Annotated in this window: 8 protein-coding genes and 1 tRNA gene; 1 reads left to right on the top strand and 8 read right to left on the bottom strand. The window is 34.3% G+C overall.

What is annotated here, in order from left to right; all coding sequences use genetic code 11:
• Positions 1-270: 270 nt before the first annotated feature.
• The 4 genes from ACXGSQ_RS04060 to ACXGSQ_RS04045 form a co-directional block, all read right to left on the bottom strand.
• A complete protein-coding gene (locus ACXGSQ_RS04060; RefSeq protein WP_458628357.1) occupies positions 271-1,671 on the bottom strand; it encodes an RtcB family protein in 1,401 nt (466 codons plus the stop codon).
• 185 nt (positions 1,672-1,856) lie between these two features.
• On the bottom strand, positions 1,857-2,957 hold the full coding sequence (locus ACXGSQ_RS04055; protein WP_458628356.1) for a slipin family protein: 1,101 nt from the start codon (positions 2,955-2,957) through the stop codon (positions 1,857-1,859).
• A gap of 774 nt (positions 2,958-3,731) precedes the next feature.
• A tRNA-Tyr gene (locus tag ACXGSQ_RS04050) sits at positions 3,732-3,813 on the bottom strand.
• A 1,071-nt stretch (positions 3,814-4,884) separates the two neighbouring features.
• Entirely contained in the window at positions 4,885-5,424 is a 540-nt protein-coding gene (locus ACXGSQ_RS04045) for a tetratricopeptide repeat protein (RefSeq protein WP_458628355.1), read from the bottom strand.
• Positions 5,425-5,974: 550 nt separating this feature from the next.
• On the opposite strand from ACXGSQ_RS04045, the gene ACXGSQ_RS04040 reads away from it, so the two are divergent.
• Positions 5,975-6,985, top strand: coding sequence for a helix-turn-helix transcriptional regulator (locus ACXGSQ_RS04040; protein WP_458628354.1), 1,011 nt, complete (start codon positions 5,975-5,977; stop codon positions 6,983-6,985).
• Here ACXGSQ_RS04040 and ACXGSQ_RS04035 read toward each other — a convergent pair.
• The 4 genes from ACXGSQ_RS04035 to ACXGSQ_RS04020 form a co-directional block, all read right to left on the bottom strand.
• Positions 6,964-7,878, bottom strand: coding sequence for an ABC transporter ATP-binding protein (locus ACXGSQ_RS04035; protein ID WP_458628353.1), 915 nt, complete (start codon positions 7,876-7,878; stop codon positions 6,964-6,966). The two genes, ACXGSQ_RS04040 and ACXGSQ_RS04035, sit on opposite strands and share 22 nt — an antisense overlap.
• 86 nt (positions 7,879-7,964) lie before the next feature.
• A complete protein-coding gene (locus tag ACXGSQ_RS04030) occupies positions 7,965-10,439 on the bottom strand; it encodes an FG-GAP-like repeat-containing protein (RefSeq protein ID WP_458628352.1) in 2,475 nt (824 codons plus the stop codon).
• A gap of 10 nt (positions 10,440-10,449) precedes the next feature.
• Complete coding sequence (locus ACXGSQ_RS04025; protein WP_458628351.1) at positions 10,450-11,811, bottom strand: SO2930 family diheme c-type cytochrome; 1,362 nt, start codon at positions 11,809-11,811, stop codon at positions 10,450-10,452.
• Between the two features lie 175 nt (positions 11,812-11,986).
• Positions 11,987-14,152 (bottom strand): prolyl oligopeptidase family serine peptidase, encoded by a 2,166-nt coding sequence (locus ACXGSQ_RS04020; protein ID WP_458628350.1) that lies wholly within the window; start codon positions 14,150-14,152, stop codon positions 11,987-11,989.
• Between the last annotated feature and the right edge of the window lie 61 nt (positions 14,153-14,213).

Below are 14,213 nucleotides of genomic sequence, written 5' to 3'. Positions count from 1 at the left end.
GTCGTTTGTCCAAAAAATTAATAGTTAATATAATGTCATCTTATATTTGACTCACCATAACATAAGTAGGTTAAGTTTATGGTAGATTTGGGGCAAAAAGGATGAACAACCGTTCATCCTTTTTCATTTTCTTTTATTACCTAAAACGGCTTTGAAAGCTTTTCTTCAGAAATACGAGTTGGATATATCTCACATATTGTTCTCATTTTTTTATTGACTTAATTAAAAAAGCAGACCAACCAAAGGCAATCCACTTTTCCTCTCTAAAAGTTATTTTCTATTTCGTTTTTTCCGCTCTCTTCGAATCTTCCAAGGTGCATTCTTCTGCCAATCGCCAGCCATAACACAACCATAAGGCAGCACTTCGTCAATGACGTTTCCTAAGTTGAATTCATCCATTTGCTGTCGTACCGCTTTTGCATTTTTGTATGCAGATGGCAACTCGGTAATATCAATTTCCTTTGAGAAAAACCGAATATCTAAACCTCTTGTTTCTTCTTTAAAGATTTGCATTGTGGTTCCAGTTTTACTTTTTCTATGTTGTGTTCTACTCACGTTTCTACCTGCACCATGTGGCGCAAAACCCAAATTGGTTTTTGTGGTATTACCTTCAACGATTAGTACTGGTTCACTCATATTTAACGGAATCAATCGTGGCCCTGTAATATCTGGCATAAACTTAGCATCCAAAGGAGTTGCACCTTTTGCATGGTAAAACAAATCCCCATCTTTAAAGACAAAATTATGTTCGTTCCAGTAGCGGTTTTCAATGGCAATATCTAAAGTTTCAGCAACTGAATTATGCAACACTTCGTGATTCGTTTTTGTCCAGTCTCTTATAATTTGAAGCGCCTCCCAATAGGCTTGCCCCTCTTCGGTTTCAAAAGGAATCCACGCATTTTGTTTCTTAGTGTCTGGTGATAATTCTTTTCTGAAACGTTCAGCGATTTTCATACCTTTTGTATACAAACGTGCTCCTGGCCCTCTAGAGCCATGATGTGTTACCATCATTGTGTTTCCTGTTTTTTTAGAGGTTCCAACGAATAAAAAATGATTACCATCTCCTTGAGTTCCTAAGTGCGATCGTGCTATTTGCATCATGTTACCATCATTTAAGAAGTAATTAGATTCGAAAGCTTCTAATAGTTCCTTCGGAAACCGAAACTGCGAATCTCTATCGCGTCCACCAGGACCAAAATGTGTATTGGCATGTGCTGCATCTAAAATAGCTTTAGGATCTGCTTTTCCAAAATCGGTTAGCATTACAGAACAACAAATATCTGCACTATGCATGCCTGGATGAATTGCATTTTTTGCTACTGCAACACCACCAACAGGGATTGTTCCGTCTGGACCTGCTGGACAAGCATCTGGCATAATGGCGCCATCAACCAATGTTGGCGTTTTCATCAACGTTTGCATGGAATTAATCACCTTATCTACATTGTCTTTTTCCTCATCATTTTCTGCTTTAATATTAATTGAAAACTCAATGGCCTTTTTATGTAATCCTATGGGATCAGGCGATTTAAATTGTTCTAAATAAGCTTCCATTACATCCCCTTCTAGTTTATTTTCATTGATATGCGCAATGGCTTCTTTCATCCATTTTCCTTGTCTGTAACCTAATGCTTTTAATGTATGGCCTGTTATTTTTGTTTTCATATTCATTTCCCACGAAAGTGGAAATCTTATTAAATTAATACTTTTTTTATTTAATAGATTCCGCATCTAGTGCGGAATGACAGTAAACTGTCAATTACACTACAAATATTATAGTGCATTACGCAATAGTTTTGCGTAGTTGTGTTTTTTTATAAAAACCTGTGAGGATTTAATAACCTCACAGGATATTACTACTTATTCACAGAGAAAATATCTTTTAACTGTTCAATCACATTACCGTTACCAGCAACTGTGATTTCGCCAATTTTATCGGCAATTTTCTCAACATATTCCATCTCTTTTAATTTGAACAACATGCTGTTGTCTTCCATTAATTTTGCGGTGTTTAACAAACTACGAGTAGACGCTGTTTCTTCTCGTCTGGTTACTACATTAGCTTGTGCTTTTTTATGCGCCATTAAAACTTGGTTCATGATGTCTTTCATATTACCTGGTAAAATGACGTCTCTAACACCTGCATGCAATACATTAACACCCAATTTAGTGGCTTGTGTTTTAACATTTTTCAAAACTGCTTCGGCAATCGTTTCCTTTTGCTCTAACAATTCGTCTAAAGTATACGCGCCAACAAACGCTCTTAATGCCAATTGCAAAATAGTGTACAATTGCTTTTCGTAATCTTTGTTTTGCATTAACGCCGTTTCAATATCTGTAACTTGGTATTGTGCATAAAAGTTAATACGAACTGTTGCTTTGTCTTTGGTCAATAATTCTTGACCAGCAACTTCTAATTGCAACTGACGCATATCGGCTTTTGCTATTTTAATGGTTTGCTCGTTTTTCCAGAAATGGTAAGTCCCATGTTCTAGGATTTTAACAAACGTATCATTAACAATCATAATGGCTTTTTCAAAAGCGGCAACTTCAAAAGTTCTAATATATTGACGCAATTGCATATTGCTATACAAAGCTTTACTGATGTCTTCTGTAATTTCGATTTTACTTAAATCGGCAGTTACAAATTTGTAGTCAATTAAGCTGTTCCAAAATGCATAACGACCAGCAGTTAAGATGCGTTTAAAGTTGTTGTTTTCGTAAACCAAAACAATTTCATTATCCTTTACATCAATTAGAGTTAACATTGCTGCTAAGACTTCATCTTTAAGCAAGATTTCTAATGCTTTTGGCGCACTGAAAGCTTGTGATAAGTCGCATCTTAAGACTTGCTCACTAAATTTTATCCAATGTTTTCCTGCAGTAATAACACGCGTGTAATTACCATTTTTAAACACCAAACCTACTGTACCTTCATGAATTCTTTCTCTATACATGATTTCTGATTTTTTGCCCTTTAGTTTTCTTTTTTTTACTTCAGAACGGTTATACATTTATAATAGAATTCCATTTTCCGGAATGACTATTCAAAAAGATCCCGCTCTTCAGCGGGATTAGTTCCACTATTATTTTTGAATGCGTCTTTTAGACTTTTCAGAAATAAGTTTCACTAACAAAGCGAAAGAAAACCATCTTTCTAACTACGGAAATACAATAGATTTTAAATGTTTTTAGAATTGTTTTGCAGATGATTTATCAATGTTGAAACGACGATTGCCGAAACTATAATTGAAAAATGAATCTTTAAAAGAATACCTAAAGCGACCTACAATACAATTTGTATGTCAAGGTGTTTTCTAGACTGCGCTAACAACAAGTTGCTATTGCTAGTTTTAGTTCACTTTGTTTTTGCCATTTAAAGTGTGACGCACTTGGTGGTCGATTTTTAAAAGTGACCTTCTTTGGGAGTATGGATTATGAGTCCAAAACCTACTTAAAAGAGTAGTGCTCTAACCTAACTGAGCTACATAAACCTAGAGCCTAAGTCTATGATCGGATTCGAACCGACGACAGCTACAATCTATTGCTTCACCGCTAAGCTACTTCCCGTTAGAGAAGACAGGATTCGAACCTGTGTACATAGATGGTGGTTATTCTTTTGGCAAATAACCAAAGCCTTCAAGTCAAGTTGCATATAAAAACCTCATACTAAACAGTAAGGATTTATACAATAGTGCTATACCGAAACACTTAACAAGACTTGCTTGATGTGGAAGCAGTAGGACTCGAACCTACACGCTTAAAAAGACCAGATTTACAGTCTGGCGAGCCAACCAATTGCTCAATGCTTCCGGTTTAATATTTAAAAAAAACGTTTTGAGAATACTTACGTTTTAGATAAGCTTTCCTAGAATTATAGCTTACGCTTTCTCTAGTTTTCCACGCGCTTCTCATAGCTTTGAGAATTACGTACTTATCTGATGCCTTAATACATTATAGCTGTTCGGCAACTTAGACTTGGCTTGCATAGAGGCTTTTCGCCACGCTTTGCAATTACGAGGGTTGGCTCCCTCACCATTCATAAACGTCCTCTTTTGAGGCGGCTTATTAGAATGTTCACCATACGCTAAAGGCTTGCGACCTCTAACGTTCCATATATTTCAATGGATTTAGGCAACTACTAGCTACTATAATGTTCGAAGTCTTTTGCGTTTGCTGTATGAAAATACAATGCTCTACCTGAGAAATCCTTCATTGGTGTAGGATTGGGAATCGAACCCAAAAACTTTGACCTAGGAAAAGGGCTTCGAAAATGGCTTCATAGATTTTCGCCTACAAAATACCAACCTTTTCCTTGTGTGTCTCCCAACACACGGTATGTTAAGTTGCCGAACAGTTTCCTGTCGGGTAACTTTAATACTGCAATGCGCTCCATTAGGTTGGATAACCTAATATGTAACCCATTACTACAGCTTTTTCTGTTAATGTCTCCATCTCAAGCCTAACTTGTGTGTTGGCTATAAATTCTTATTTACGTCAGCGGTTGCCCCTTGCAAATAGTTATTTATGTTAGCTGCTTGCTTACGTGTACTACGCTCAAATGAGTGTAGTCTCTACTTGCAGTGCCTGCAAATAGATTTATCCTTGTTACCAAGTTTATCTAAGGACGATAAGCCGCCCAATCATTTATAAAAAATGATTATTTCTCTATTAATGAAGCTTAAATTTAACCTCATTTTATTTCAATGAACTTTTATTAAGCTCTGTTAGATTCCTTTTCTAGCAAAGCGCTACTTTTAAAAGTCTGATTCCAAAAAAATCCAGACATTTTTAAGACACTTCGACTGCACTCAGTGTGATAGTAAACTATCAATTACAATGCAAATATTTCATACTATTGCGCAATGTTTTTGCGTAGTGAAATTATTTTTTGTTTTTCTTCTTCTTTTTCTTCTTGCTCTTGGATTTTATAGTCTTTTTAGGCTTAATTTTATTTTTGATTCTTTTCATTTCAGAATCTATAAAGCTGATGTAACTGTTGTTATAAGCTATTCGCTTTGCGAGCTTTAAAGCCTTTAATGCTTTCTTGTACTTCTGAAGACATTCAAAAACGAAACCTTGAAATAGGTGGATTTCACTTTTATAGACTCCTTTGACAGTCAATGCGAAATCAATTAATTTCTGAGCTTCGTCGTAATCTTCATTCCATATTAAAACTAAAATGTAGTGCGAATACACTTTGTGAAAATCGAGTTTGTTTGCCAAAGCTTCTGCATAATAGTGCTTTGCTTTTTCGTAATCGCCAAATTGTTCAGCTTGTAAACGTCCCATTAAATACAAAGCATAAGCATTGTTAGATTCATAGGATAAGGCGTAGTTTAGATTTTCTACAGTTTCTTCTAGTTCGTATGGATAAGCATCTATGGCTTTAAGCACGTAGTTGTTTAACAAATTCGTGTCCATGGTTTTAGTTGTCCTGAACTTTATTCAGGATTTTTTTTTAATTATTAATAAATTCGTTTGAACTATACATGAGATTCTTCGTTGTGCTCCGAATGACATAATGTTCGTTTTATAATTACTGTTTGTGGAAATGTGTTTAGCAGGCTTGCTAAGAATGAAAACAAAAAATCCGAAACAGTATTTAACTGGCTTCGGATTTCTCATTTATAAATTTGAAAAGTTTATCTAACGATAATCACGAAGCATCGCAAAAGGCAGAATTCCTTTTGGATTGTTTTGATATGTTATACATAAACTCATAGTTTCTAATTTTTAATTCAACGTTGTGTTTTGGTTGAAATGCGTTGCAAATATTTAGATTTTTTTTTGACTTTACAAAATTTATTTTTCAAATCGCTTGAAATTGAGTACCATAATACGAAGTATTATATTTTTTTTAGAAATGCAAATATTTTTTCAATCGGTGAACATTTTTATGAATTTCTTTAGCTACGCATGATAATTGCGCACTAATATTTTACTTTTATGGTATCTCAAAATTTGAATCTAAATGGCAGTAAATAAAAACGCATTAATACGTTATAAAACCATCGATAAATGTCTTCAGAATCAGTTTAGGAAATGGACGCTTAACGACCTAATTGAAGCGGTTTCTGATGCCTTATACGAATACGAAGGCAAAGATATTGATGTAAGCAAAAGAACTGTTCAGTTAGACCTGCAAATGATGCGCAGCGACAAGCTGGGGTATAATGCTCCTATTGTAGTTTATGACCGTAAGTTTTATAAGTATGAGGATCCTGAATATAGTATTATTAATATTCCTATAACAGATAAGGATATTAAAGTAATGAACGAGGCCATTCAATTACTGAGACAGTTCAAAGATTTTTCGTTATTTAAAGAAATGGATGGTGTTTTACAACGTTTAGAAGACTCCGTAAATTCATCACAGAAAGACAAACGCGCCATTATTCATTTAGATAAAAATGAACAGCTAAAAGGCCTTGAATTTATCGATAGTTTATATGATGCTATTCAAACTAAAAAGGTGATTGAAGTATCATATCAATCTTTTAAAGCTTCTAACGCTAGTCTGCAGAAAGTACATCCGCAATTACTTAAAGAGTTTAATAATCGATGGTTTTTATTAGCCAGTCAAAACGGAAAATTTATCACTTTGGCTTTAGACAGAATGACTAAAATTGTAACGCTTGATGATGAAAATTATGAGGATTTTAAAATTGATGGTGATGTGTATTACAAAGATGTTGTTGGTGTTACAGTTTCAAATTCTAGAGCAGAGCGCATTCAATTTAAAATAGATAATAAAAACGCTCCTTACGTCATTACAAAACCCTTTCATGCATCGCAGCGTATCATTGAAAAAACAAATGATGGTGTTATTTTCAATATTTTTGTGCAAATTAATTTTGAATTGGAACGTCTTATTTTAGGATTTGGTGATAGTATTGAAGTTTTAAAACCTCAAAAATTACGTAACAGAATGCTTAAAAAACTAAAAACTTCAGTAAGAAATTATGAGGAAATTGAAAATTGAATTTGTTCATCTTTTTTTAATTCAAAATCATGCTCAATAAATAGAGATTCAGCGTTATATTTTACTTCAATCAACCAAGAGTTTCCCTTAAAATAAGATCTTTTTACAATAGCTTTTAAATCTGAATGGTCTACAATTTTAACTTGATTGGCATAGACAATCCCATACGGTTCTATCACATTAAATTCTCCAAAAAATGATGCAATTAATGGTGATTTAGGATTCTTGTATAAATTTTGAGGAGTGTCTTTAGCTATAATTTTAGCATTATTAAGAACTATCATTTGATCTGCAAAGCCAAGCACATCATTTCTGTCGTGAGTCGCAACAATACAGGTTATGCTTTTTGCTTTCAAATAATTAAAAACATTGCGTCGTAAGCCTTGTTTTTGAAAATTATCGATATGACTAAAAGGTTCATCTAATAACAAAATTTCTGGTTGTTTTGCTAATGCTCTAGCAATAGCCACACGCTGTTTTTGTCCACCACTTAACAGTTTTACTTTGGTATTTGCAAAAGGTTCAAGTTCTACAACTTCGATGAGCTCTTTAGTGCGTTTTTGTTTTTCTTCAGGATAAAAATTAGACAGATATTTACCAATATTTTCTGCAACTGTAGTAAAAGGCATGAGATCGAATTCTTGGGTCACCGATTTCATAAAATCATATCCAACTACTAAATTATATTTTGGACCTAAAATTTCTTCATCTTTCCAAAAAATTTGACCTTGTTTTAAATCGTACTCGCCATATAACAACTTCAACAAAGTGCTTTTACCAGAGCCACTCTCACCAATAATAGCAAGGTTTTCTCCAGCTTTAACCCTAAAATCAATAGCATTTAAAACTTTGATTTTACCATATCCAAAAGTGACGTTGTTTACTTGAAGCATGTTACAAACATAACACTTCAATAGGTATTTTGCATAAAAAAACCGCTTGATTTCTCAAACGGTTTTAAACTATTTACAGTCTATAATTATTTCTTTATAAACTTTCGTTTTATAACTTTTCCTTCAGATTCTAATCTTAAAAAGTAAACTCCACTTGTTAAATTTGAAACATCAACCGTAATCGATTTAAGTTTTAAGTTAAGTACCCGTTTTCCGTTTATATCGAAAACCGTTGCAATTTTACCCGTAACATCTGCTGAAGTTTTGATTGTAAGCGCATCTTTAACCGGATTAGGGTAAATAGAAACATCTGATAGCGTTTCGTCTATAACACTTAATGCTGACCCTTCAACAATGGTATGTGTTGTATTGATTGCTGGGTTTGCAATAAAATCTACCGTACCAGATGGCCAGTAAATAGTGATGCTATTAATACTCGTTAAAGCACCAATACCGAAATGTGTATTTAATGAACTCATAAATTCAAAACCTTCTCCACTTCTAACATCTCTTATTTGCGTGCCGTTTGTTGTTTGTATCTCTACTCTAGCACCAATACCATTTATGTTACTTGTTGTTCCGATGGTATTAATTTTAATCCAATTGTTACTATTTGTATTATTGAGGTAAATTTTGCCATTACTAAAAACATCTAAAAAACCATCGTTATTAGTGTCTCCAATAGCACCACTTTTAGGCATATTATCAGAAAAATTAGTGAATGTAAAATCGCCATTATTAAATAAGATATCTCCATTACTTAAAATATCCACATAACCATCATTATCGAAATCTGCTGGAGCATTTTCTCTTCCCAAAGCAGCATCTAAAACTCCGGACCCAGCGGTTACATCAGTAAATGTACCATCACCATTATTACGCATCAATTTAGAATCTCCGTCAACTGTACTACTTGCCCCAATATAGACATCCATATCACCATCATTATCAAAATCTGCCCAAGCAGAAGACCAAGTTTGTACCAAGTCTCCTAAATTAGAAGAATTATTATGACCTACACTTGGATAATTTGTGTTGTACCAACCGTTACTATCTGCAATATTTACAAAGACACCATTACCATCGTTCCTCCAAAGCTCATTAATACTAATAGAAGAATTCCCTCTACACTTTGCAATAAACAAATCCATATCTCTATCATTATCAAAATCAACCCACACTGTACCATAATTTCCACCACCAGGCACTAAACCAACACCATTTGGTAATACGGTACTTTGTCCTTGGTAAAATGTTAAATCACCTGAGCCATCATTAATATAATAGACATTGGCCTGAACATCATGACAAACAAAAGCATCTAAATCTCCATCATTGTTGATATCAATAAAATTAGAACGTTGCGAAAACACATATTCTGGTCCAGATATTTCCGTATATGCTGTCCCTGTACTATTTGCTTTCATAAATGTAACTCCACCATAACCTCCATATAGGAGATCATTATAGCCATTTCCGTCAAAATCTCCAGCAGCTAAACTCCAATTTGGTAAATTGTCTACGACTGGAGTTGCTATATTAACCACATTAAAACCGCCTGAAGCGAGTTGGTAATGCATGTTTAAATTATCAGCAGCAACAGAAACAACATCATCTAAAAAATCACCATTTAAATCAACCAAAGCCAAATCATAGTCACCTGTAGTGTTTATTGGGTTTGCAGTAAAGGTTACAGGATAACCTGAGGTATCAACTCCGGTTGTAAAACTTTGACTCACCCAATTACTATAACCTCCTGTATTACAATTTGCTCTTACAAATACATTATAAGTCGTCTCTGGTAACAAACCACTAAAGCTATTACTATTTGTTGTTATAGTACTCCCTGATGAAGGCATACCCTCTGAAGCTAAATTTATAGCCACCTCCCAAGAAGTTTCAGATCCACCTGCAATCCAATTTGCTACGGCACTTACAGCATTAACATTACTAATAGATAAGGCATCAACACTAGGACAAAGCGGCGACATTGAAGAACTAATCGAAGGAGAATCTATACAAAACCCCCAACCATATGAGTCATTATCATCATATAATATGCGATATTTAAACCCTGTTAGTTGTGCAGTAGAAAACAAAGCGATGTCCAAAGCTTCACTAATAAACACGGTAGAAGCACCACTACAAAAATCAAGAGAAAGCGAAGAATTATCCTCAATCTCATTTCCCCAATTTACCCATTCGCTAGAACCATTATCCCAATACTGAAGTTGTAAAGATTGATCACCTTGCCATATATTATAAACATATGGAAACACCACGGTTATTTCAATTTCGCCAGCAGCATAAGCCGCATTAAGATCTATAATAGGTGATTCTGCAGCAATAGTATTATATGACGTTCCACCTGCCATATTATCATCAAATGAAAACGACCCACTTGCTGAAGTCGTTGGATCTTCAATTAAAAATTCTACGTCATAAGTACCCGAAAGCGTCCATTGGTTATTGGGCCAATTAGCTGACTGGTTTAACTCTTGCGCACTACCAAGAGTGCAATACAATGTTAAAAGCAATGTGAGGAGTAATAGTTTTTTCATATCAATGTATTTAATTACAATTTATATTTAAGGATTCTATCCATTGTTCTATGAGCTGAACACCTTCAACATGTACGATTGTGCGCGCTAACAACGGCATTCTAGTGGAAGGTTCTGTAGTACTCAATCTATAGTGTAATACCGAATTTCTTGCATCTCCAGGTTCTACGATATGACCTAGTCCAAGTCCTAGATCTGTATCGGCATCTACACAAACACCCATATTTACATAGTCTTCTGTAGATAAAAAATCGAGTCGCATTGGTCTATATGAACAATGTGTATTTTCAGAGTGACAATGTGCACAATTAATCTCTAAGTATGCACGCACTCGCTGATTAAGCGGTGTATTGATATCATTATAATCTGGTAATTGCGCAATTGTTTCAGGAAGGGTGTTTTCTAAATAGCCTAGACTAACCCATTTTTCTAACTGATTAGATGTTCCATCATTGTAACTATACGATAAATTTAAATTTCTAGCCTTAGGACCAATCGGTCGTGCTATTTCACTCACCTTATGACATGTATGACATTCAGGTTCTGAAGGAATTCTATATTGTACAGATTTTACTTCTCCGGCTTGTTCCCATTGTAAGTCTACATAACTACCATTTAGGTCTAAAACCGCTTCTAACTGTTCTTCATTCCACGCATATGTCGCAAAAACCCAACCTTCTTGTTTTCTAATGATTAATCGTGTTTCAATAATTTGTGTTGTGTTTTCGGGCCATACATTATCATAATAAAAATTCTTTATTAAAATTGTTCCAACCGGAAAATCTAACAGTTCATTTTCATTAACAAAAGAGGCCTTACTATTATTTGGCATCCATATAAAACGTTTCTTCTTCGCATAATCACTAAACAGTGTCGCATTTAACATATAAGGCACAACACCATTAGTGGGGTCTAAATTTTTTAAATCTCCTTGAAAAAACTGATAATCTGATAACGATTGAAATGGCATGTTCTCTAAATCATAAAGCACACTAGAGCTTGTTGTAATAGTAACCGTTATAGTTTCTGTCTTGCAATTACCCGAAGTGGTACAAATCGTATACTCAAAACTATCTAAACCCACTTCGTTTGGGTTTGCGGTATATTTTATATGATCATCACTCGGATTGTTTGGAGTGTTATTACTATCAATTATTTCCACGCTACCTTTAGTGGGTTGACTTAATGCTAATTCACCACTTGATGGAATATTTAAATCATTTGAAAATATAAAAATCTCAATTTCTGAATCTTGTACTATCGTTACAGTATCTGGATTCGTTTCAATAAGCAAAGGAGTTAAACCATCGTCATTACCACACGAAAAAAGAAACAAAATTGAAAGAAAAAATAGAACGTAATTTTTTTTCATTTGCAATAATTATATACTGTTAATAAGACCGTTTACAACCTAAAATCCCTACAAAAGGTTACAAAATAAAATAACAGTGGTTAACAAAATACATCATTACATTATTTTACTCCTGTAATTTACAGCGTTACTTAAAGCCAAATCCACCGATTAGATTAACATAAACCCTTAATGATTAGTCTTTTAATTTTTCGCCTTGTTTTGTTGGCAACACTTCAAATCCCATATTGTAAAGTGTAAATCCAAAGATATCAGCATACTCCTCAATGGTTTTACTCACAGGTGTACCAGCACCATGACCAGCATCTGTTTCAATTCTAATCAGCGTTGGATTATTACCTGTTTGTTTGCTTTGTAACTCAGCAGCAAATTTAAAACTATGTGCTGGTACCACGCGATCATCATGATCTCCCGTGGTTACCAGAGTCGCAGGATATGCTACTCCTTCTTTTACATTATGAACAGGCGAATACCCTTTAAGATATTCAAACATTTCTTTACTATCTTCAGCAGTTCCATAATCATATGCCCAACCAGCTCCAGCTGTAAACGTATGGTAGCGTAACATATCTAAAACACCAACAGCAGGCAAAGCCACCTTCATTAAATCTGGACGTTGTGTCATTGTTGCACCAACTAATAAACCTCCATTAGAACCACCTCTTATGGCTAAATAATCTGGTGAGGTATATTTTTCTGAAATAAGGTATTCAGCCGCCGCAATAAAATCGTCAAAAACATTTTGTTTTTTAAGTTGTGTTCCTGCATTGTGCCAAGCTTTTCCATACTCACCACCTCCTCTTAAATTTGGTACAGCATAGACACCGCCTTGCTCCATCCAAACGGCATTTGCAATACTAAAACTAGGGGTTAAACTGATATTAAACCCTCCATAACCATATAATATCGTTGGGTTTTTACCATTGAGTTCTAATCCTTTTTTATGCGTAATAATCATTGGTACTTTAGTACCATCTTTAGAGCTATAAAACACTTGTTTGCTTTCATAGTCTTCTGGATTAAAGTCAATACTCGGTTTTTTATATAATTCTGAAGTGCCATTTTCTATATGATATTTATAGATTGTTCCAGGAGTTACGTAATTAGCAAATGAATAGTAAAGTTCTTTTTCGTCTTTCTTAGCACTAAAACCTGCAGCGGTTCCAATTCCTGGTAATTCTACTTCCCGTATTAGTTTTCCACTATAATCGTACTGCATTACTTTTGAAACGGCATCAACCATGTAGTTCGCAAAAAAGTAACCACCAGCTGTTGATGGAGTCAAAACATTTTTGGTTTCAGGAATAAAATCGATCCAATTATCTGGAGTCGGGTTTGAAGCATCTACGGTTACAATTTTTCGATTTGGCGCATTCAAATTTGTCATAATGTAAAGCGTAGAACCTACATTTTCAATGATATTAGAATCACTATCTGTATGATCTAAAATAGTAATAAGCGCGCTATTTGGTTGTGATAAATCTTTTATAAAAAGTTTGTTGCCAGAGGTTGAAATGCTAGCAGAAATAACAAGATAGTTATCATCTTCTGTAACACTACCATTTATATATCTGTGTTTTTCTTCAGGAGTACCACCAAAAATTAATTGATCTTCAGACTGCTTTGTTCCTAATTTATGATAATACAGTTTATGCTGATCTGTTTTAGCAGACAATTCACTTCCTTTTGGCTTATCATAGCTAGAGTAATAGAACCCTTCGTCTTTGTACCAAGACATGCCGCTGAATTTAATATCAACCAATGTATCTTCAACAATCGCTTTGGTTTCAGCATTCATAACAAGAACTTTCCTCCAATCGCTTCCTCCTTCAGAGATCGCATAAGCTAAAGTTTTACCATTTTTAGAAAAGCTCATACCTCCTAATGAAATCGTTCCATCTTCCTTAAACGTATTAGGATTTAAGAAAACCTCAGCTGTTTTAGGATCTTCACCTGTTTTATATCTATAAATTACAGATTGGTTTTGCAATCCATCATTTTTATAGAAATACGTATAATCACCTTCAATAAAAGGGGCACTTATTTTCTCGTAATTCCAAAGTTTGGTAAGTCGTTCTTTTAATTCTTCACGATAAGGAATATGTTCTAAATACCCAAAAGTAACTTCATTTTGTGCTTTTACCCAATCTTCAGTTTCTTTACTTCTATCATCTTCTAACCAACGATAGGGATCTATTACAGTTGCACCAAAGTAAGTATCAATAGTATCTATTTTATGAGTTTCAGGATAATCTACAGTCATTGTTTTCACAGCTTCGCTTTCATTTTTACAAGACACAAAAATTGTTAGCACTAATGCAAATGGGAGTATTTTTTTCATAATTAGATTTTTTGAAATAAAACAATAGTACTTCAAAGATAAGGTTTTAGTAATTTGGAAT

The organism is Winogradskyella sp. PC D3.3, assembly GCF_054366245.1.
The sequence above is the reverse complement of the archived record's forward strand: the minus strand, read 5'-3'. Positions and strand labels throughout refer to the sequence as shown.

What these genes read in the sequence shown, in the direction of transcription:
- ACXGSQ_RS04060 (WP_458628357.1), bottom strand. Translation starts at nt 1,671, where the DNA reads ATGAATATGAAAACAAAAATAACAGGCCATACATTAAAAGCATTAGGT.
- ACXGSQ_RS04020 (WP_458628350.1), bottom strand. Translation starts at nt 14,152, where the DNA reads ATGAAAAAAATACTCCCATTTGCATTAGTGCTAACAATTTTTGTGTCT.
- ACXGSQ_RS04055 (WP_458628356.1), bottom strand. Translation starts at nt 2,957, where the DNA reads ATGTATAGAGAAAGAATTCATGAAGGTACAGTAGGTTTGGTGTTTAAA.
- ACXGSQ_RS04045 (WP_458628355.1), bottom strand. Translation starts at nt 5,424, where the DNA reads ATGGACACGAATTTGTTAAACAACTACGTGCTTAAAGCCATAGATGCT.
- ACXGSQ_RS04040 (WP_458628354.1), top strand. Translation starts at nt 5,975, where the DNA reads ATGGCAGTAAATAAAAACGCATTAATACGTTATAAAACCATCGATAAA.
- ACXGSQ_RS04030 (WP_458628352.1), bottom strand. Translation starts at nt 10,439, where the DNA reads ATGAAAAAACTATTACTCCTCACATTGCTTTTAACATTGTATTGCACT.
- ACXGSQ_RS04025 (WP_458628351.1), bottom strand. Translation starts at nt 11,811, where the DNA reads ATGAAAAAAAATTACGTTCTATTTTTTCTTTCAATTTTGTTTCTTTTT.
- ACXGSQ_RS04035 (WP_458628353.1), bottom strand. Translation starts at nt 7,878, where the DNA reads ATGCTTCAAGTAAACAACGTCACTTTTGGATATGGTAAAATCAAAGTT.